The organism is Kosakonia sp. MUSA4 (assembly GCF_013085925.1).
In the GTDB taxonomy this organism is placed as follows: domain Bacteria; phylum Pseudomonadota; class Gammaproteobacteria; order Enterobacterales; family Enterobacteriaceae; genus Kosakonia; species Kosakonia sacchari_B.
Window position 1 is genome coordinate 512,961 of sequence record NZ_CP025697.1, and the last position, 19,809, is coordinate 532,769.

22 protein-coding genes and 3 tRNA genes are annotated in these 19,809 nt (G+C 52.8%); 12 read left to right on the plus strand and 13 right to left on the minus strand.

Annotated features, from left to right (window positions below):
• Nucleotides 1-21: 21 nt before the first annotated feature.
• The 4 genes from C0557_RS02420 to C0557_RS02435 form a co-directional block, all read right to left on the minus strand.
• On the minus strand, nucleotides 22-471 hold the full coding sequence (locus C0557_RS02420) for a MarR family winged helix-turn-helix transcriptional regulator (protein ID WP_208657378.1): 450 nt from the start codon (nucleotides 469-471) through the stop codon (nucleotides 22-24).
• Nucleotides 472-515: 44 nt separating this feature from the next.
• On the minus strand, nucleotides 516-1,157 hold the full coding sequence (locus C0557_RS02425; RefSeq protein WP_208657379.1) for a TetR family transcriptional regulator: 642 nt from the start codon (nucleotides 1,155-1,157) through the stop codon (nucleotides 516-518).
• Nucleotides 1,158-1,222: 65 nt separating this feature from the next.
• Nucleotides 1,223-1,696, minus strand: a complete 474-nt coding sequence (locus C0557_RS02430) for a threonine/serine exporter (protein ID WP_074774769.1) — start codon at nucleotides 1,694-1,696, stop codon at nucleotides 1,223-1,225.
• The gene (locus C0557_RS02435; RefSeq protein WP_074774772.1) at nucleotides 1,687-2,463 is read right to left on the minus strand and encodes a threonine/serine exporter ThrE family protein; all 777 of its coding nucleotides are present in this window, start codon (nucleotides 2,461-2,463) and stop codon (nucleotides 1,687-1,689) included. Before C0557_RS02435 ends, C0557_RS02430 begins: the two co-directional genes overlap by 10 nt.
• Before the next feature lie 551 nt (nucleotides 2,464-3,014).
• Here C0557_RS02435 and C0557_RS02440 point away from each other — a divergent pair.
• Nucleotides 3,015-3,752, plus strand: coding sequence for a LuxR C-terminal-related transcriptional regulator (locus C0557_RS02440; protein WP_208657380.1), 738 nt, complete (start codon nucleotides 3,015-3,017; stop codon nucleotides 3,750-3,752).
• Nucleotides 3,749-4,369, plus strand: a complete 621-nt coding sequence (gene bglJ, locus C0557_RS02445; RefSeq protein WP_071892777.1) for a DNA-binding transcriptional activator BglJ — start codon at nucleotides 3,749-3,751, stop codon at nucleotides 4,367-4,369. Before C0557_RS02440 ends, bglJ begins: the two co-directional genes overlap by 4 nt.
• Nucleotides 4,370-4,416: 47 nt before the next feature.
• On the opposite strand, the gene C0557_RS02450 is transcribed toward bglJ, so the two are convergent.
• A complete protein-coding gene (locus C0557_RS02450; RefSeq protein ID WP_043955135.1) occupies nucleotides 4,417-4,875 on the minus strand; it encodes a YbaK/EbsC family protein in 459 nt (152 codons plus the stop codon).
• A 337-nt stretch (nucleotides 4,876-5,212) separates the two neighbouring features.
• On the opposite strand from C0557_RS02450, the gene C0557_RS02455 reads away from it, so the two are divergent.
• Nucleotides 5,213-6,553 carry a PTS sugar transporter subunit IIC gene (locus C0557_RS02455; RefSeq protein WP_074774781.1) on the plus strand — a complete coding sequence of 447 codons (1,341 nt, stop codon included), beginning with the start codon at nucleotides 5,213-5,215 and terminating at the stop codon, nucleotides 6,551-6,553.
• 45 nt (nucleotides 6,554-6,598) lie between these two features.
• Here the strand turns inward: C0557_RS02455 and fhuF are convergent, their stop codons facing one another.
• A complete protein-coding gene (gene fhuF, locus C0557_RS02460) occupies nucleotides 6,599-7,387 on the minus strand; it encodes a siderophore-iron reductase FhuF (protein ID WP_208657381.1) in 789 nt (262 codons plus the stop codon).
• A 102-nt stretch (nucleotides 7,388-7,489) separates the two neighbouring features.
• Nucleotides 7,490-8,554, minus strand: a complete 1,065-nt coding sequence (locus C0557_RS02465) for a GGDEF domain-containing protein (protein WP_208657382.1) — start codon at nucleotides 8,552-8,554, stop codon at nucleotides 7,490-7,492.
• A 217-nt stretch (nucleotides 8,555-8,771) separates the two neighbouring features.
• Here C0557_RS02465 and C0557_RS02470 point away from each other — a divergent pair, with 217 nt between their 5' ends.
• Nucleotides 8,772-9,050 carry a DUF1435 domain-containing protein gene (locus C0557_RS02470; RefSeq protein WP_208657383.1) on the plus strand — a complete coding sequence of 93 codons (279 nt, stop codon included), beginning with the start codon at nucleotides 8,772-8,774 and terminating at the stop codon, nucleotides 9,048-9,050.
• Between the two features lie 34 nt (nucleotides 9,051-9,084).
• Here C0557_RS02470 and C0557_RS02475 read toward each other — a convergent pair.
• From C0557_RS02475 to rsmC, 4 genes are all read right to left on the minus strand, one after another.
• A tRNA-Leu gene (locus tag C0557_RS02475) sits at nucleotides 9,085-9,171 on the minus strand.
• A gap of 32 nt (nucleotides 9,172-9,203) precedes the next feature.
• Nucleotides 9,204-9,290, minus strand: a tRNA-Leu gene (locus tag C0557_RS02480).
• A gap of 28 nt (nucleotides 9,291-9,318) precedes the next feature.
• Nucleotides 9,319-9,405 (minus strand) — tRNA-Leu (locus C0557_RS02485).
• Between the two features lie 170 nt (nucleotides 9,406-9,575).
• Nucleotides 9,576-10,604: a 16S rRNA (guanine(1207)-N(2))-methyltransferase RsmC gene (rsmC, locus tag C0557_RS02490; RefSeq protein ID WP_208657384.1), complete on the minus strand. Its 1,029-nt coding sequence runs from the start codon at nucleotides 10,602-10,604 to the stop codon at nucleotides 9,576-9,578.
• A gap of 264 nt (nucleotides 10,605-10,868) precedes the next feature.
• Between rsmC and C0557_RS02495 the strand changes: the two genes are divergently transcribed.
• The 8 genes from C0557_RS02495 to C0557_RS02530 all read left to right on the plus strand — a co-directional run bounded on the left by C0557_RS02495 (nucleotide 10,869) and on the right by C0557_RS02530 (nucleotide 17,397).
• Nucleotides 10,869-11,282 carry a DNA polymerase III subunit psi gene (locus C0557_RS02495; RefSeq protein ID WP_208657385.1) on the plus strand — a complete coding sequence of 138 codons (414 nt, stop codon included), beginning with the start codon at nucleotides 10,869-10,871 and terminating at the stop codon, nucleotides 11,280-11,282.
• Nucleotides 11,251-11,691: a ribosomal protein S18-alanine N-acetyltransferase gene (gene rimI / locus C0557_RS02500; RefSeq protein ID WP_007373033.1), complete on the plus strand. Its 441-nt coding sequence runs from the start codon at nucleotides 11,251-11,253 to the stop codon at nucleotides 11,689-11,691. The genes C0557_RS02495 and rimI overlap by 32 nt, the downstream gene beginning before the upstream one ends.
• Nucleotides 11,692-11,703: 12 nt before the next feature.
• The gene (gene yjjG / locus C0557_RS02505) at nucleotides 11,704-12,381 is read left to right on the plus strand and encodes a pyrimidine 5'-nucleotidase (protein ID WP_043955126.1); all 678 of its coding nucleotides are present in this window, start codon (nucleotides 11,704-11,706) and stop codon (nucleotides 12,379-12,381) included.
• Between the two features lie 92 nt (nucleotides 12,382-12,473).
• The gene (gene prfC, locus C0557_RS02510) at nucleotides 12,474-14,063 is read left to right on the plus strand and encodes a peptide chain release factor 3 (protein WP_208657386.1); all 1,590 of its coding nucleotides are present in this window, start codon (nucleotides 12,474-12,476) and stop codon (nucleotides 14,061-14,063) included.
• Between the two features lie 385 nt (nucleotides 14,064-14,448).
• Entirely contained in the window at nucleotides 14,449-15,066 is a 618-nt protein-coding gene (osmY, locus tag C0557_RS02515; RefSeq protein WP_208657387.1) for a molecular chaperone OsmY, read from the plus strand.
• A 127-nt stretch (nucleotides 15,067-15,193) separates the two neighbouring features.
• Nucleotides 15,194-15,355, plus strand: a complete 162-nt coding sequence (locus tag C0557_RS02520; RefSeq protein WP_007373037.1) for a DUF1328 domain-containing protein — start codon at nucleotides 15,194-15,196, stop codon at nucleotides 15,353-15,355.
• Nucleotides 15,356-15,508: 153 nt separating this feature from the next.
• Nucleotides 15,509-16,618: a patatin family protein gene (locus C0557_RS02525; protein WP_208657388.1), complete on the plus strand. Its 1,110-nt coding sequence runs from the start codon at nucleotides 15,509-15,511 to the stop codon at nucleotides 16,616-16,618.
• Complete coding sequence (locus tag C0557_RS02530) at nucleotides 16,615-17,397, plus strand: metal-dependent hydrolase (protein ID WP_208657389.1); 783 nt, start codon at nucleotides 16,615-16,617, stop codon at nucleotides 17,395-17,397. Before C0557_RS02525 ends, C0557_RS02530 begins: the two co-directional genes overlap by 4 nt.
• Here the strand turns inward: C0557_RS02530 and C0557_RS02535 are convergent.
• Together C0557_RS02535 and C0557_RS02540 are read right to left on the minus strand one after the other, a co-directional pair.
• Nucleotides 17,386-18,249, minus strand: coding sequence for a YjjW family glycine radical enzyme activase (locus C0557_RS02535; RefSeq protein ID WP_208657390.1), 864 nt, complete (start codon nucleotides 18,247-18,249; stop codon nucleotides 17,386-17,388). The genes C0557_RS02530 and C0557_RS02535 overlap by 12 nt on opposite strands.
• The gene (locus tag C0557_RS02540; protein WP_208657391.1) at nucleotides 18,221-19,771 is read right to left on the minus strand and encodes a YjjI family glycine radical enzyme; all 1,551 of its coding nucleotides are present in this window, start codon (nucleotides 19,769-19,771) and stop codon (nucleotides 18,221-18,223) included. The genes C0557_RS02535 and C0557_RS02540 overlap by 29 nt, the downstream gene beginning before the upstream one ends.
• Between the last annotated feature and the right edge of the window lie 38 nt (nucleotides 19,772-19,809).

Sequence of the window (19,809 nt, forward strand, 5' to 3'; positions counted from 1 at the left end):
AAACTCCCCGCAAAAGGGAGTTTATGCCCGCTGAAAGTTCTGGCGAAGCTGTTCCAGTTGCTGCTTGATATCGTGCAGCGTTGCGTTATCGCAGGCCATGGCGCAGCCTATCGCTTCCGGAATGGACGTCGCTTGCTGCTGCAATGTGCGCCCACTTTCGCTTAACGTAATCACCACTTGCCGCTCATCCTGGCGTGAACGCTGACGGCGGATCAGCCCTGCGCTTTCCAGCCGTTTAAGCAGCGGCGTCAGCGTTGCTGAATCCAGAAACAGGCGCTCACCAATCTCTGACACGGTGATATCGTCCTGTTCCCACAGCACCAGCATGACCAGATACTGCGGATAGGTAAGGTTCAGCGGGGCCAGAAGCTGCCGGTAGAGCTTATGCAGCGCCAGGTTTGTTGAGTAGAGTGCAAAACAAAACTGGTTATCTAAGGCGAGCTGCGCGTTTTTGGTCGGTGTCGTTTTCATGTTTTTTAATATAGGTAGTGTGCGATTTAATTGCAAGGTATTTTTTACGGACAGATATAACGCAGCACAACCTCGACTGCCATCTCCCGATAGTACTGGCGCTGCGCAGTCGCATCAGGGTTCTCTTCAAACAGCATGGAAAAAGAGTAGCTGTTGGCGACGTAGTGAAAGCTGAAACTGCTCATCAGACGGTGAACATCGCGGGCATTGACGTTTTTATTAAACAGCCTTTTTTGCTGGCCGCGGCGGAGAATATCTTCCAGTAAGGTCAACGCGCTGCGGTTCACATCGCGCAGCAGGACCGATTGCTGGATAAAGCGCCCGCGCTGCATGTTCTCCATACAGATAATACGAATGAAATCAGGGTGATCGGCATGGTAATCGAAAGTGCTTTCGACCAGTTGCACCATCGCCTCTACGGGCGGCATATCTGCAAGATTCAGCTTTTTCTCGCTGCGGCGAATCATGGTATAAACGTATTCAAGTACCTGTAAATAGAGGTTTTCTTTGGTTTTGAAATGGTACACCACCATGCGTTTTGTGGTGGCGGCGCGTTCGGCGATTTGCTCCATGCGTGCGCCTGTCAGGCCGTATTCGGCAAACAGAGCGATGGCGCTGATGAAAATTTTGTCTTTCAGGTTGGATTCGTCAAAACGTTCGGAAAGATCGCTGCCATGGTGTTCCACATCCACTCCTTACTGGCCGTCATTTGTCTGTGGATTATCACCATGGCCGCGACAGAAAACAAATCTCAAACGCGCGGGCGTCTGCGGTATATCCACAGGCCGGGAATCGACAGGCCAATAGAAAGCGCGCCAACGATCGATGAGGCTTTCAGGAAATTCGTCAGTAACAGGATCATTAACTCTTCGCTGTAACCGAAGTGGCCAATTTTCACCGCGGAAACCATCGCTGTGTAGGCCGAGATGCCCGGAAACATCGGAATGACGGCCGCCACGGTAAACACTTTAGGATGCGCCAGATACCATCGCGACCAGCGAATGCCTATCGATCCGACCAGCATGGCGGCTACAAAGGTTGACCATTCGATATTAAAACCCCAGTACATCAGCGCAAAGCGGGAACCGTGGCCCAGTGCGCCAAGGAGCGCACACCAGGGCAGGGCGCGATGCGGAACGTTGAAAACCATGGCAAACCCGACTGCGGGGATTGCGGCCAGCAACATATCTTGCATAAGAGCCAGAACAAAGGCGATTACATCCATCCGCGTAGCCCCCACAGTGTCATTGCCATCACCACGCCGATACAGGTGGCGAGGGTTAATAAGCTGGCGATGGCCCAGCGCGCAAGACCCGTGTTGATATGGCCTTTGAACATATCGGCAACCGCGTTGATCAGCGGAAAACCGGGTACCAGCAACAGCACGCTGGCGGCCATGGCGACAGTGGATGAATGAATAAAGGCAGGAAGTGTCAGCATCAAACCGGAAACGGTGGTGGCCACAAAGGCGGTAATGCAGAAATTAATCTGTGGATGCATATGGCGATTCGCCAGTAGCAGCCGCACATACATCGCCACGCTGCTGGCGCAAAAGGTAATAAATGCGCCGTCCCAGCCGCCTTTATTGAGTTTGCAGAAACAGGCGCAGGAAAGGCCAACCATCAGCGTGACCAGCCAGCGTGGGTAGCGCAGCGGTTTAACCTGGGCAAACCGCTTTTCAACATCCCTGGCATCCAGCAGCTTATGTTCGGTCATGATCACGATATGCTGTATTTCCGTTACTACGTGCATATTGATGCCGCGATCGCTGTTTTTACGCGTTGAGGTCAGGCATTGCCCGTCTTTGATGGTTGTCAGAACGATGGCATTAGAGGAGATGAGACTTTCAACGCTGTCCATACCCAGCGCGATGCCCAGACGTGTTGATAGCTCTTCCACTAATGCGCTCTCTGCGCCATGCTGCAACAAAAATAGCCCACACTGAATACACAGCCGCGTAATAGCGCGCTGTGATGACTGGTCTGTTTGCATGATTACCCTGGTATCTGTTAACACAACGCTCGCGAAGGATGGAGCGTAAAAGATAGTTTTAGCACAGGTGACAGGCAGAATGGCGCTCAGATAGATCAAGATTTGTGCAGTAAGTCACGCTGAAATTTGCTCTGAAGTTTTCTTAAATTATGCGGTTAAGAATTCATTTAAGGTTTTTTTATAAAAAATTATATGAAAAGAAAAGGGGCGGTATTATTTGCGACTAACGGCCTGGTTTTCATAAAGTATTTCTTAAACATTTGTTAAGATTATTGTTTTTATCTTAATTATATTGTCTTTGATTATTTTAAATTTCCTTTTTATTTTTTAATAATACGCGAGATAATCTGGCGGGCGATATGTTATATTGACATGTAAGTTGGTAATACTATAATTCCGGCTCTTTATGTTTGACCCCAACTCATAAATTTCGCCAATTCTTACGGCGACGCTTATCCAGATAATGTCATTATCTGTGGTTATTATTGGTTCCTATTGGAAAAAAGTCATCGTGCGGATTGATAGAACTCGCAAATGGACGTGGAGATTTTATGTTATCAGCAGACAACACTCATGGGATTGTTATTAGCCAGACTCCGGTTCTCAGGGCCGGGATTGGCGGTATACTTGAACGCAATTTTCCTGAATACATCCTCAATTATTATTCCTGTGTAGAAGAGATAGATCTGCTGCAATTAAAGAGCGCTCGCCTGGTTATTGTTGATATCTCTGACGAGCTTTTCTACGCGAGAAGACGCTGTCAGAATTATTATTCTCTTTTTTCTCAAAGTGATAGCTCACACTGGATCTTTTTCACTCCACGTACGGTGCTGCCTGTGGCCATGGAGTTTTTGTTACGCCCACGTATCACGTTACTCTCCAGCCAGGAACCCGTTGAAGGGGTGATTAATGCTATTCGCCACGGATATGGGAGCGAGGGAGAAATTAGCCAGACGCTTATGCCAGAGGGAATGAGCAGAAGTGCCGCTGATGCTCCCCTAAGTAAAATACTTACCCTATCTGAACGTAACGTGTTACGTCTTCTTGGAAAAGGCTGGGGAATAAACCAAATTGCTATGCTGCTCAAAAAAAGTAATAAAACAGTGAGCGCGCAGAAAAATAGTGCAATGAGACGGTTATCATTACGGAGTAATGCAGATTTATATATATGGATTAATAGCAGCCAGGGAATGGCTGAGTTGAATTCAGGCGCGATGTATGGAGACCGAAATGAATGGAAAATAGCTACAAAAAGGGAAATGTCGCCATTATTGAAAAGTGCACAATGAGTCGGGAGGGATTACGACATTTATTTAGTGAATCGTCTATTAATCAGTATTCGTTTCATTTTTTTAAAGAGCATTCGGTGTTTCATCAGGCACTGAAACACACGCCTTTTTTTTCCGTTATCTATTCACTTTTTGGGCACCGGAAAGAGCGGCGGGAGTGCCTGATGTGTTTGCACTGGCTTTCGCTTTCTCACCCGGGTGTTCAGCATATTGTTCTGGCGGGAGACGATCGGGAAGCCCAGTTGGTCGGGCATCTCTCTCCCTCGCGGCTGCATGGTATTTTGAGCAAATCCTCTCCGCTGCCTGTGTTACAGGAGCAATTGGGGATGCTACTGGGTGAAACCCGGCGCATTAATGAGAACATGATTAATAATTGGTACGTGAGCCAGTGCCGGATGCTCAGCCCTACAGAGTGGGAGATCCTGAATTACCTGACGCGCGGTTTTTCGCTGGCCGAGATAGCCTCACTGCTGGATCGGAACGTGAAAACCATCCGCGCGCATAAATTCAATGCGATGACGAAGCTGGGCGTTACGTCTGACGTCGGGTTATTGGATGCCGCAGATATTCTGACCTGGAGGCCACCAACTCCTCGTTCAGCGTCGGAGTTGATGTAGTTCAGCGACGTTTAAGCGCCAGGCGTGCTGTACCTGGCGCTGAGACGTTACAAGCAAACGTCAATCCATTTTGCGCGAGTAAGTTCAGCCATTCGCTCAGGAGAAATGCGGACTGCGCTGTGGATAGCTCCCGCAGCGGGCAGGACTTCCGGATACTGTTTTAGTGAGATATCACAATAGATTGCCAGTGGGTTTTCTAACCCAAACGGACAGACGCCGCCCACCGGATGCCCGGTAACCATAACAACCTCATCGCTGCTCAGCATGCGAGCCTTCGCGCCAAAGGTGTTTTTCAGTTTTTTGTTATCCAGACGCGCATCGCCTTTAGCAACCACGAGAATGACTTCGTTTTTCACTTTTAATGACAGCGTCTTGGCGATTTGCCCTGGTTCAACATGATGCGCGGCGGCGGCCAGTGCAACAGTCGCGGTACTTTGGTTCAGTTCAATAATATCGATATCGGGGGCGTTGTCGGCAAAGAATTGCCGCACGGACTGCAAACTCATGATGTTCTCCTGCCTGGGACCGCCATTAATCTGTCATAAGCCTGTTATCCATGTAAATATCCCGATGTAACAAACCTCTCTACAAAGTTTCTCGATCGCCTTCACAATCGCGGAAACCGGTTACAGTAACCGGTTGCAGTGTCCACATCGCGGGTTAATACTGATTTTGTCCTTCCTTCTGTACATAAAATCAAATAAAGAGCCGTCTATGAAACCTACACTGCTTTGTCGTAATGCTGGTTTAAAAAACCGCATGGTTTCAAACCTAAAAATGGATCGCTGCACGGCAAAACATTCGCTGGTGCGCTTATTTTTTTAGCCTGACAGGAGAGCTGATATGTCTGCTAACCATGCTGCGTTTAACCTGATTTTCCGGTTTATAGAAAACTACGTCAGCCCGATCGCCGGGCGGATTTCTTCTCAACGTCATGTTATGGCCATCCGTGACGGCTTCATTTCTGCGATGCCGTTTATGATTGTTGGCTCATTCTTATTGGTCTTTGCCTATCCGCCCTTTTCACCGGATACCACCTGGGGCTTTGCGCGCGCCTGGCTGGATCTGGCGAAACAGTATGAAGGTCGGATCCTCACGCCTTTCGATATGACGATGGGCGTTATGTCCATTTATATCTGTGCGGCGATTGCTTATAACCTCGGTAAGCATTACGTGAAATCGCACCAGCTCGACCCTTTCATGTGCGCAATGCTGTCGCTGATGGCGTTTTTACTGGTTGCGGCACCGAAAACCAACGGTACGCTTCCGGTGGATAGCCTGGGCGGAACCGGTATTTTCACCGCAATACTGGTGGCGATTTACTGTGTCGAAATGATGCGTTTCCTGAAGGCGCACAACATTGGCATTCGCCTGCCGGACCAAGTGCCGCCGATGATCAAAAACTCGTTTGATCTGTTGATCCCGGTGCTTGTCGTCGTATTGACGCTCTACCCGTTAAGCCTGCTGATCCAGTCGCAGTTCAATATGCTCATCCCACAGGCGATTATGGCGCTGTTCAAACCGCTGGTGGCGGCGGCGGATTCTCTTCCGGCGATCCTGCTGGCGGTGATTATTGCTCATCTGTTGTGGTTTGCCGGGATTCACGGCGCGGCTATTGTTTCGGGCATGCTGCAAATGTTCTGGTTAACCAATCTGGGGATCAACCAGAGCGCGCTGGCGCAGAGCGCACCGTTACCGCATATCTTTATGGAAGCATTCTGGACTTTCTTTATCGTGATAGGTGGCTCTGGCGCGACAATGGGGCTGGTGTTCTGCTATTTACGCAGTCGCTCGGTTCACCTGCGCTCGATTGGTCGGTTGAGCGTCGTGCCCAGCATCTTCAATATCAATGAGCCGGTGATTTTCGGCACCCCGATCGTCATGAATCCGGTGTTCTTTATTCCTTTCCTGCTGGCACCAACGGTCAATGCCATTATTGCGTGGGCAGCCATGAAGCTGGATCTGATCGGCAGAGTGATTTCTGTGGTGCCGTGGACCGCGCCTGCACCGATTGGCGGAGCGTGGGCGCTCGGCTGGGATTTCCGTGCCGCGATCCTTGTCGTACTGCTGGCCTGTATTTCTGCCGTCATCTATTTTCCTTTCTTTAAAGTGTATGAGAAACAGCTCCTGGAGCAGGAAGCGGAAGAGGCACAGCGTACAGAGGATGAAAAACAGGTCGCTTAAAACAGGATCAAGGAGAATCATGCGGGAGGCGTAATGCCTCCCTGATTATTTCAGCGTGCAGTCACCGCACTGTTGCACATCCGGCAACCGGTAGCGCTGGCAGCAGGTACGACGTACCAGCGCGCCATCGCGCAGTACAACAGTGCGCCACAGCGGATTGTCGCTGCCGTCGGAAAGCTGTTTTTCGAAGAAGCAGGTCTGGCGTAATGCCGCGACGCGTGCTTCACCCAGCAGCGGGATCATCTCACCCAGACACCAGTTGATCAGATAGCCGGTGTTGCTCCAGATAAGTTTGCCGTTGATATCGCCCGTGGCTTCCAGTGCCTGAACTACCGGGAGCATCGCCTGCGAAACCAGTGCGGTAATCCGTTGCGCATCATTTTGTGACGTCAGTTGATGGTCCTGCTGCACATCAATCCAGAAACAGGCCGCGCGGCCCGTTTCATGAAATTCAACGTGAAAATGTTCAGGCGCGAGGTTAATCGCGCTTTTTTGCGTTAACAGCGCCAGTAGCAAGGGCGGCACCATTAATCCCAGATACCATTGCGCCCATAGTGACAGTAGCGGTTTATTTTCGCGCGGCTGCGCCAGTTGATGGCGGTAAATATGATCGGAATAGGTCGCAATCAACGATTGCAGCGCGGCAGGGCGTGACCATTCTGCCAGCGTCTGTGCTTGCCAGGGCGCTGGCTCGTTAAGGCGAATAAAATCGAGCAGATGGGCGCGCGTGCTGGCGATGGTTTCCCGCATAGCATTAGCCAGCGAATCGCGTTCGTCAACGAGACGGCTTCGCCAGATAACATGTTCAGTGATCGATGCGGTACGGTAGGTCATGGTGCCAGCTGGATGCGGAATCTAAATGATAATGATTGCTAATCCTAGCCAGAGGTAAAATCGATAGCAAGATTTTTATCGTAAAGTTAACGCAGCTACGCCTCAGGCGAGACGCAATTCTCCGCTGACCAGAATATTATTGCGGCCCAAGTGCTTAGCTTCGTATAACGCTTTATCTGCCCGCTCAATAGCGGCGTCGATATTGTCATCCAGCAACGGTGCAATACCAATGCTGATGGTGACATTCGTGGCGACACTTTCATTAAACATATGCGGGATCTTCAGATCGTACACTTTCTGACGAATACGCTCGGCGGCCAGGCGCGCATGTTCCAGATCGGTATTATTCAGCAGGATCATGAATTCTTCACCGCCAAAGCGCGCGACGATATCGCGGGAACGCACGGCATCGCGCAATGCGGCAGAGACGCGAATCAGCGCCTGATCGCCCATCATATGGCCGTAGTGGTCGTTATAAGCTTTGAAGTGGTCGATATCCAGCAGTAGCACAAACCGCGAACTATCATCCAGCGCCAGCAGGTTATCGATTTTGGATTGCAGGCCGCGGCGGTTATACAACCCGGTAAGGGGATCCAGCATGCTCAAATCGTTCAGGGTTTTCCGTTCCTGCATTAAACGGTTCATTAACGCCTGGGCGAAATTATCATTACGCTTCTGAATCGCATGCTGTATGGAGATACCTAATACCGGCAAAGCAAAACTAAATATTAAACGGAGCTCGCTCTCCGATCCGGAGAAATAGAGGCAAGCGGCAAATACCGGCAATGAGTGCAGCAGAAATGCGGCAATGTTATTAGAAAAAGCAATCGAACCGATAAAGAGGACATTCAGCAGCGCAATCAACAAATACGATGAGGCGTTGTGCTGGAGTAAGTCGATCTTCACGATCACATGCCATGCCCAAAGGCTGCCGAACATAAGAGAAATCAATGGGATACTGATTTTCTTTTTCGGATAGTGTCTGTGCCATGCGGGCAACACGACGCTGGCCGCAAAAATAATACACGCTGGCAGTGTGAAGGCGCGCAGGTTATAGAGCGGCAGAGCCATGGAGAACATTGCTGAGAGTGCATTGAGCAGCAAGAAGAGTCGCAGAGACAAACGATATCTCTTGTTACACAGAGATTGCCAGGTTTGTAATGTCATACCTAAAAATCGTTATTTATCCACAATGTAACACTACGCAGTGAGTCGATAAGAAAAGAAATAACGCGAAGAAACAGTCATCGCGAAAAATTAGTGATTTGGAATTTTATTTAAGCAGCGCTTAATTTATCACCTTAAGGAATGTCTGTCATCAGAAGATGAGCGATCTTCATACTGCGGTATTGGCAGCATGCTGACAAATGAGAAATGATGTCATATGATATTGGTTATCATTATCGATATCAGAGATGAAAACATGTTGCAGCGTGTGCTGGGAAGTGGTTGGGGGATCGTCTTACCGGGCATGATTGTTGCCGTTCTGGCACTGGCTGATCTTTCGATCGATGCATGGCGGATGGTGATTTTGCTGGGTTTATTGCTGACTCCGGCAATGCTTTACCATAAGCGGTTACGGCATTTTGTTTTGTTGCCTTCGGGTGTTGCGCTGGTTGGGGGAATGATAATGATGCTGCTGAATTTGAAAATGATGGTGTAACAGGGGAGCCATACAGGGAGAGATATAAGATATCTGGTGCGAGGGGGGGGACTTGAACCCCCACGTCCGTAAGGACACTAACACCTGAAGCTAGCGCGTCTACCAATTCCGCCACCTTCGCACAGTCATCTTACTTTTTAGATATCGCCTCGTTGGTGCGAGGGGGGGGACTTGAACCCCCACGTCCATAAGAACACTAACACCTGAAGCTAGCGCGTCTACCAATTCCGCCACCTTCGCACAGTGCGAGCGATATCTGCGTGGTTTATGGTGCGAGGGGGGGGACTTGAACCCCCACGTCCGTAAGGACACTAACACCTGAAGCTAGCGCGTCTACCAATTCCGCCACCTTCGCATACCATCGATACATTTGAAGTATCGTTACCACGGAGGCGCATTCTAGATGTTTTCAACTTTTCGTCAATAGTTAATTGCTGAGAGCAACACTGATTGCTGCAAAAATGGGCGCTGTGAATGGGTAACGCGGAGATGCCCGGCGAACAGCGCTCGCCGGGAGAAGAGTGATTATTTCAGCGCCTGGCGCGTCATCACTGTGCGGTAAACCTTGAAACGTCCGGTCTGGGCGAGCACTTCATGGAAACCGAAGATCTGATCTAATAGGTCCGGGTACGGCAGGAAGGCGTTAGCGACAATGCGCAACTCGCCGCCGCTGTTCAGATGGCGCACCGCGCCGCGTATCAACGTCTGCGCGGCTTCAAGGCTGGTTTGCAGGCCATCATGGAACGGCGGATTGGAGATAATCATATCGAAGCGGCCAGTGACTTCAGAGAAGACATTACTGGCAAAAACCTCACCTTCAAAGCCGTTGGCAGCAAGCGTCGCGCGGCTGGCTTCTACCGCCGGAGCGGAAACGTCGCACAGGGTTAAACGCACTTTCGGCGAATGGCTCGCCAGCACCGCTGCCAGTACACCGGCACCGCAACCAACATCCAGCACTTTGCCTTTCGTGTGCGGGGTCAGGGTCGAGAGCAACAACTGGCTGCCTACATCTAATCCGTCACGGCTAAAGACGCCCGGCAGGGTTTTGATCGTCAGATCGCCCAGCGCATACTCGCCCCAGAAACCATTCGCATCAAAGTCAGATTTCTTCTCCAGACGACCGTAATACAGGCCGCAACGACGCGCGCTGTCTATCTTGTTGAGCGGGCAATACGCAGCCAGCATCTGCTCGGCGCTTCGCACGCCGCTACGGTTTTCGCCGACGACGAAAATATCGCAGCCCACTGGCAGCAGCGACAGCAGGTTCATTAATTGAAACTGCGCTTCAGGTTTGTTTTTGGGCCAGTAATAGATCAGCGTATCAACCTCGCCGACCGTCTCGCTGTCAGCGACCAGGCTGTAGCAGGCGCGTTCGCCCATCGGCTGGCTTAAGGTTTGCCACTGGTGAAACTGTTGCGTCCAGGCACGGCTTTCAGCCGTCTCCAGACGAGCGGGCAGGTCATCCTGCAAATCACCGGCAAACAGAATGCGGTTGGTTTCGAAATCGTCACTGTGGCGCAGCAAGACTTCACTTGCCGGGGTAAAAGCAGACATGAATGGGGGTTCCTCGTTTAAATCAGGCGGCGATTATACACGTTATCCTGCAAACTGCCTCTTTGTTGGCTTCACCTTTACACCCCAGTCACTTACTTATGTAAGCTCCTGGGGCTGCGCAGTCTTGCCGCCTCGACGCAGTGTGAATGATTTTGTGTATACACGTTATCCTGCAAACTGCCTCTTTGTTGACGAACGTCGTTGATGGCGAATTTTCGCCGGGTTTGCTATATTTGCGCGCCTGACACACAGGAGTGTTTCGCTATGACTTCCCGACGCGACTGGCAATTACAGCAACTGGGCATTACTCAGTGGAGCTTGCGACGCCCGGCGGTGTTGCAGGGCGAAATCGCTATTTCGCTACCTGCGCATATCCGTCTGGTGATGATCGCTTCCGAACCGCCGATGCTTGCCGATCCGCTGGTGAGCGACGTACTGCGTGCGCTTACCATTACAGCGGATCAGGTATTACAGTTGACGCCGGATCGCGTCGCGATGCTGCCGCCGGGCAGCCAGTGCAACAGTTGGTGGCTGGGCGTCGATGAACCGCAGTCGCTGGCGGGCGCACAGGTCGCAACGCCCGGCGTGGATGAATTACGCACTAACCCTGCGGCACGCGCCGCGTTATGGCAACAAATCTGCAAACATGAACACGATTTCTTCCCTCAGCACGGCTGATTTAGCCCGCGCATACCAGATTGAAACACGGGCGCACGCCTTCCCCTGGAGCGAAAAGACCTTCGCCAGCAATCAAGGGGATCGCTACCTCAACTACCGGCTGATGGTGGGCGATGAGATGGCGGCTTTCGCCATTACGCAGGTTGTGCTGGATGAAGCCACATTATTCAACATCGCGGTTGATCCCGCCTGGCAACGGAAAGGGTTTGGCCGCCAGTTGCTCGAACATCTGATCCGCGAACTGGAAGCCCGCGAGGTATTAACCCTGTGGCTGGAAGTGCGCGCTTCCAACGTGGGCGCGATTGCACTGTATGAAAGTTTAGGTTTTAACGAGGCGACAATCCGCCGCAATTACTATCCCACCGCCAACGGGCGCGAAGACGCGATAGTGATGGCCCTGTCAATTTAAAAAGGTGATGTAATGAAATGGGACTGGATACTCTTTGATGCTGACGAAACGCTGTTCACCTTTGATGCGTTTGGCGGCTTACAACGGATGTTTCTTGACTATAGCGTGACATTCACCGACCAGGACTTTCTTGAATATCAGTCAGTTAATAAGCCACTGTGGGTTGATTACCAGAATGGCGCCATCACCGCGCTGCAGTTGCAACACCGCCGTTTTCAGGGCTGGTCTGAGCGCCTGAACGTTCCGGCGGGTTCGCTGAACGACGCGTTTCTTAATGCGATGGCTGAGATTTGCGCTCCGCTGCCGGGTGCCGTTTCGCTGCTCGACAGCCTGAAAGGCAAGGCGAAGCTGGGCATCATCACCAACGGTTTTACCGCGTTGCAGCAAATCCGCCTGGAACGCACCGGCTTGCGTGACTATTTTGATTTATTGGTGATCTCCGAAGAAGTCGGTGTCGCCAAGCCCGATCGCCGTATCTTCGATCACGCGCTACAACTGGCCGGCAACCCGGATCGCGATCGCGTGATGATGGTGGGCGATACGGCAGAATCTGACATTCTGGGCGGCATCAACGCCGGGCTGTCCACCTGCTGGCTGAATGCGCACAATCGCGCGCTGCCTGAAGGTATTAACCCGACCTGGACCGTAACGTCCCTGAACGAACTGGAGCAACGCCTGTGTAAACATTGATTGTCTGCACTTCGCTGTTGAGTACAATAGCCGCATTTTTCGTATTTCATCGCGTGGCCTGAAGCCGCGCAATTACACAGAAGATTTTTATTATGACGTTGTCTCCTTATTTACAAGAGGTGGCGAAGCGCCGTACGTTCGCCATCATCTCGCACCCCGATGCGGGTAAAACCACCATCACCGAAAAGGTCTTGCTGTTCGGACAGGCAATTCAGACCGCCGGTACGGTAAAAGGTCGCGGCTCCAACCAGCATGCAAAATCCGACTGGATGGAGATGGAAAAGCAGCGTGGGATCTCCATCACCACTTCCGTGATGCAGTTCCCGTATCGCGAGTGTCTGGTGAACCTGCTGGACACCCCGGGGCACGAAGACTTCTCCGAAGATACCTACCGTACGCTGACGGCGGTGGACTGCTGCCTGATGGTTATCGATGCGGCAAAAGGCGTTGAAGATCGAACCCGCAAACTGATGGAAGTTACCCGTCTGCGCGATACGCCGATCCTGACTTTTATGAACAAACTCGACCGTGACATCCGCGATCCCATGGAATTGCTGGATGAAGTGGAAAACGAGCTGAAGATCGCCTGTGCGCCCATCACCTGGCCGATTGGCTGCGGTAAGTTATTTAAAGGCGTGTACCATCTTTATAAGGATGAAACCTATCTTTATCAGACCGGACAGGGCCATACGATTCAGGAAGTGCGTATCGTTAAAGGGCTGAACAACCCGGATCTCGACAACGCGGTGGGCGAAGATCTGGCGCAACAACTGCGTGATGAGCTGGAACTGGTACAGGGCGCATCCAACGAGTTCGATAAAGAGCTGTTCCTGAGCGGTGAAATCACTCCGGTCTTCTTCGGTACCGCGCTGGGCAACTTCGGCGTTGACCATATGCTGGACGGTCTGGTTGAGTGGGCGCCCGCGCCAATGCCGCGTCAAACGGATCTGCGTGAAGTGAAAGCGGACGACAGCAAATTTACCGGCTTCGTCTTTAAGATCCAGGCGAACATGGACCCGAAACACCGCGACCGCGTAGCATTTATGCGCGTGGTGTCAGGCAAATACGAAAAAGGGATGAAGCTGCGTCAGGTGCGCACCGGTAAAGATGTGATTATCTCTGACGCGCTGACCTTTATGGCCGGCGACCGTTCTCACGTTGAAGAAGCGTATCCTGGCGACATTATCGGGCTGCACAACCACGGCACCATTCAGATTGGCGATACCTTTACTCAGGGCGAAATGATGAAGTTCACCGGTATTCCGAACTTCGCCCCGGAACTGTTCCGCCGTATCCGTCTGCGCGATCCGCTGAAGCAGAAACAGCTGCTGAAGGGGCTGGTGCAGCTTTCGGAAGAGGGCGCGGTGCAGGTGTTCCGCCCCATCGCCAACAACGATCTGATCGTGGGCGCAGTCGGTGTGTTGCAGTTTGACGTGGTCGTGTCGCGCCTGAAGAGCGAGTACAACGTAGAAGCGGTGTATGAATCCGTTAACGTGGCGACGGCGCGCTGGGTTGAAAGCAGCGACGTGAAGAAATTCGAAGAGTTTAAGCGTAAGAACGAGATGCAGCTGGCGCTCGATGGCGGCGATAACCTGACCTATATCGCGCCGACAATGGTGAACCTGAACCTGACGCAGGAACGCTATCCGGAAGTGACTTTCCACAAAACTCGCGAGCATTAATCCCCCACGGAGCACGGTATTCGCCGTGCTCCGGCACTTTTCCTGTCTTTTTAGCCCCTTGCGGAATGTTCTTAAAACCCGCCCTTTTTCCCCTCCCTGCTCGTTTTTTAACCTGTGAGCCGGGATTTTTATCGATAGTGTTCTATATTTAACAAAGTGATGACATTTATGGTGGGTAAAAGTCCCGTTCATTGCGTGTTAAATAGTCTTTTATCCACCATATTTCTCACTAAAGGAGATTAATAACTGCCTCAGCCAGATAAGTAGCGGCATTGTATCCGCAACTATCCGACGCTGGATTGGGTGATTTTTCGCCATGGCGGTTAAGCAGCCCGAGTTGCTGCAAGCGGCCCAAATTGTGGGCAAACCAACAGGAACGACATCGATGACTATGACAAAACTGAAGATTTCTAAAACTCTGCTGGCCGTCGTGCTGGGCTCTGTAGTGGCAAGTGGTTCCGCTTTTGCGGCAAACACCACCACCGACAAAGCGCAAAACGCCGCATCCAGCGCGGGGGAAAAAATCGACAGCTCGATGACTAAAGTCGGTGGATTCATGGATGACAGCTCCATCACTGCAAAAGTGAAAGCGGCGCTGGTGGATCATGAAAGCATTAAAAGCACCGATATTTCCGTCAAAACGGACAACAAAGTCGTCACGCTGAGCGGCTTCGTTGAAAGCCAGGCACAGGCCGAACAGGCTGTCTCTGTGGCCAAAGGTGTGGATGGTGTGGCTTCGGTAAGCGACAAGCTGCATGTCCGTGACGGGAAAAACCAGTCAATGAAAGGTTATGCGGGCGACACCGCTACCACCAGTGAAATCAAAGCCAAATTGCTGGCCGATGACATTGTACCGTCTCGTAAGGTGAAAGTTGAAACCACCGACGGCGTCGTGCAGTTGTCCGGTACGGTTGATTCTCAGGCCCAAAGTGAACGCGCCGAAAGTATCGCAAAAGCGATTGAGGGCGTTAAAAGCGTCAAAAACGATCTCAAAGTTAAGTAACAATTCCTGAAAACGTCAGCGCCCGCGTGGACGGGCGCGACGAACACGTGACGGGAAAACATCGCAGATGAGCAACCTGAGCGCTCATCGCAAGCGGTCGACATTAACTATGGTAAAGGAGAGTCTTATGTTTCGTTGGGGCATTATATTTCTGGTTATCGCGTTAATTGCCGCCGCTCTGGGCTTTGGTGGTCTGGCGGGGACGGCAGCAGGTGCAGCGAAAATCGTCTTTATCGTCGGTATCATCCTGTTCCTGGTCAGCCTGTTTATGGGCCGTCGGCGTCCATAGCGTCGTTAGCGCTTAAATTTCGCTTACATTAAAGCCAGTCCTCGTGACTGGCTTTACTATTTCGGCCCGGCAGAAATAGACTGGCTTTACTATTTCGGCCCGGCAGAAATTGCGTTACTTTGACAGATACAACGCAGCCAAAAGGAAAGCAGGGTGGGGCAATATATTCCAATAACGCTGGGCAATATTGCGCCCCTGGCGTTAAAACCGTTTCGTCCGGGCCGTCTCGCGTTGGTGTGCGAAGGCGGAGGTCAGCGTGGAATTTTCACTGCCGGGGTGCTGGACGAGTTTATGCAGGCGGACTTTAACCCCTTCGATCTCTACTTTGGTACCTCTGCGGGCGCGCAAAACCTCTCGGCTTATGTATGCAACCAGCCCGGCTACGCCCGCAAAGTGATCATGCGCTACACCACCACGCGTGACTTTTTTGACCCGGTGCGCTTTGTGCGCGGCGGTAACCTTATCGATCTCGACTGGCTGGTTGATTCGACATCCCGCCAGATGCCGCTGGCGATGGATTTTGCCGCGCGTTCTTTTGATGCCGGGAAAGCGTTCTATATGTGCGCCTGCCGCCAGGATGATTACACCGCGGAATATTTTGCGCCAACCCACCAGACGTGGCTGGATGTGATCCGCGCCTCCAGCGCGATTCCGGGTTTTTACCGTTCGGGGGTGTCGCTCAATGGCGTGAACTATCTCGATGGCGGTGTCAGCGATGCGATCCCGGTTCAGGAAGCGGCTAAACGCGGAGCGAAAACCATCGTCGTGATCCGCACCGTGCCTTCTCAGATGTACTACACGCCGCAGTGGTTTAAACGTATGGAACGTTGGCTGGGCGACAGCAGCTTACAGCCGCTGGTTAATCTGGTGCAGCACCACGAGAAAAGTTACTCGGCGATTCAGCGGTTTATCGAAACGCCGCCGGGAAAACTACGCATACTTGAAATCTATCCGCCGAAACTTTTGCATAGCATGGCGCTGGGCAGCCGGTTACCGGCGCTGCGCGATGATTATAAAATCGGCCGGCTGTGTGGACGTTATTTCCTGGCGACGGTAGGAAAATTGCTGGCGGAAACCCCGCCGCTGATTCGCCATACTCTGGTGCCTGCTCCCCTCACTGTGCCGCCCGCGGTCGTTGCCACGCCCGTTCCTGCCACCCGCGTGGTGCCGCCTGCCGCCGTCGCCAATGATGTGCTGGATGCGCCGCTGGTTAGCGCGGTACAAGCCAACGACTTACCCATTAATAAAGAGGATACGGCGTGAGTTTCCGCTTTATCGATACGCACTGTCATTTTGATTTTCCGCCCTTCACGGGCGATGAAGCTGCCAGTATTGCCCGCGCGGCAGACGCTGGCGTCGGGCGCATTATCGTACCCGCCATCGCCGCGCGCTATTTTGATCGCGTTTGCTCTTTGGCGCACGAGCATTCTGCGCTGTATGCCGCGCTGGGTCTGCATCCGATTGTGATTGAAGAACATACGGCACAAAGCCTTGAACAGCTTGAGCAGGCGCTGGTCGCCAGGCCGGAAAAGGTGGTGGCGATTGGCGAGATTGGCCTGGATCTCTATCGCGATAATCCGCAGTTTGAACGCCAGCAGCAGGTGCTGGATGCGCAGCTAAAACTGGCGAAACGCTTTGATTTGCCGGTGATCCTCCATTCGCGGCGCACGCATGACAAACTGGCGATGCACCTGAAAAAGCAGGCTTTGCCGCGCACCGGCGTGGTTCACGGCTTTTCCGGTAGCCTGCAACAGGCGCAGCGTTTTATCGAACTGGGGTATTACCTTGGCGTCGGCGGAACGATCACTTATCCGCGCGCCAGTAAAACCCGTGATGTCATGGCGCAGTTGCCGCTATCGGCGTTGTTGCTGGAGACCGATGCGCCGGATATGCCGCTGAACGGCTTCCAGGGGCAGCCTAACCGGCCGGAACAGGCAGCGCGGGTTTTTGCCACGCTGTGTGAACTGCGCCCTGAAGCCCCGGATGTGATCGCCCAAACGTTACTGGACAATACGCAGCAGCTTTTCGCTTTACAGATATAGCGCCGGGCGCAGCACGGTGGTGACGCCGCGCTGTTGCAGCGCGTCCGCCAGCGGTTCGATATCTTCTTCGGTTGCGCTGTGCCAGCTTTTTGCCTCGCCGTAAACGCCGTGCGCGTGAAATGCGTTGAGCCGCACCGGAATACGCCCCAGTTCACAGATAAACGCCGCCAGCGCGTCGATATGCAGCAAATAGTCGCTATGTTGCGGGATCACCAGCAAACGCACTTCGGACAGCTTGTTCTGTGCCGCCAGCAGGCGCAGGCTATTTTTCACCGGCGCATTATCCCGCCCAGTGAGGAAGCGGTGGTGTTCGCTGCCCCAGGCTTTAAGATCGATCATTGCCCCGTCACAAACCGGCAGCAACTTATGCCAGCCGGTTTCGCTCAGCATTCCGTTACTGTCGACAAGACAGGTCAGATGGCGCAACTGCGGATCGGCACGCAGCGCCGAAAACAGCGCGTGCAGAAACGGCAGTTGTAACGTGGCCTCGCCGCCGCTGACCGTGATGCCTTCAATGAATAACGCGGCTTTGCGGATCTTCGCCACCACCTCTTCCACAGACATCGACTCTGCCATCGGCGTTGCCTGTTGCGGACACATTTGCAGGCAGGTATCGCACTGCTGGCAGGTTACGGCGTTCCACCGTACTTGCCCGCCGTCAAACGCCAGCGCCTGATGCGGACAACCTGGTACGCAGTCGCCGCAGTGATTGCAGCGGCCGATCGTCCACGGATTGTGGCAGCTCTTACAGCGCAGATTACAGCCCTGTAAAAACAGCGCCAGGCGGCTGCCCGGCCCGTCGACGCAGGAGAAGGGGATCAGGTTACTGACGAAAGCGCATCTGCTGCTCATGGCTTACCACTCGGGGTTGTCGCTCAAGAATATGCGTATTGCGCGCGGCTTCTTCACCCAGCCAGGTGGTGTTGGTGCGCGAACCTTCGGCGCGGAATTTCTCCAGATCTGACAGGCGCACCATATAACCAGTCACGCGCACCAAATCATTGCCCGCGACGTTGGCGGTAAACTCTCGCATCCCGGCGTTAAACGCGCCGCGGCAGAGTTGCACCACGGCCTGCGGGTTGCGTTTGACAGTTTCGTCGAGGGTTAAAATATCGCTGATCCCGGCTTTGTACCAGGCGTGGTGCGGCGCAACGGCCAGCAAATGGGTAATCGGATCGGGTTCATCGCCATAAGGCAGACGCGCGCCTGGCGTGGTACCGATATCGGAACTGATGCCGGATTGCGCATGCAGCAGCGCGCGCTGCTTCCAGCCGTGTTTGACCGGCGTGTTTTCAACAAATGCCGCCAGTTGCTCACTGATGCGGTAGCCGAGAGCATTGGCCTGCTCATCTTTGCCGTAGCGCCCTGCGATGTTCGCTTTATCGCACAGAATATTGACCGCTTCAGCCAGCCCGTAGATGCCGAACATCGGCGCAAAACGATCGGCGGCGATCAGCCCCTCCTGCACAAGGAAACTATGCTCAAAGAAACCGGATTGTTGATACAGGAAGTCGCAGCGCGCATCGATAATGGCCAATTGTTGCTGGCAATAATGTGGCAGCCGCTGGGTAAAGAATTCCTCCAGAGAACGGCTGCTTTCAGCGATGACTTTCAGGTTCAGCCGTACCAGCGTACTGCCGCCGCCGCCCAGAGGCAGCGAGTTGTAACAACTGACAATGCCATAGCCGCCTTTTGTGAAAATATTATCATGCAGAGGTCCATTGGCGATATGCGGCTTGCTGCACGCGCAGATGTTACGGGCAACGTCCAGCAGCAGATCATCCGGCGTAATCTGCGGATCATAAATAAACGTCAGATTCGGCACGACCTGCTTTAATTCAGCATCGGCGCGTAAGATAGCGCGGGTGACTGGTGTGTCATAAGGGCCGATATTGGCGTGGACAAAGGCATCCGGTAAGGTTCTGTCGAGGTAGCGCCAGAAGCGTTTTATTCGAATATCGATTTCTTCTTGTGTTAGAATTCTAACATATGGTTGCAGTAACGCATCCAGTTGCCCAAGGTAAACCGGCATGCCGGTAACGGAGGGAACATGGTGATAAAGAATGGTCAGCAAAGAGAGCGCATCATCCAGATCCTTTGCCCCTTCCAGCTCCAGCCACGCGGATCCGTTGGCCAGAAATTTGGCGTAATCCGGCAGGACGTAGCGCGGTTTGTAGGGCGCGTGCCCTTCAAACATATCGCAAATTGCCCCCTCGTCGAGCGCCTCCCGCGCGGCTTGCGGCAGCGCCGGATAGGGGAGGCTATTTTCCGCCTCCAGCGCGAGAAAATGGTGTTTCTGCTGCGGCGTGAGCGTTGGGCTGGTCACAATTTGCTGGCAGCGTGTCTGTAATCCTGGCGTAACCGGTATCGACATGATCTTCCTCTTTATCCCGTGCGTTCAGGGCGAGGAGT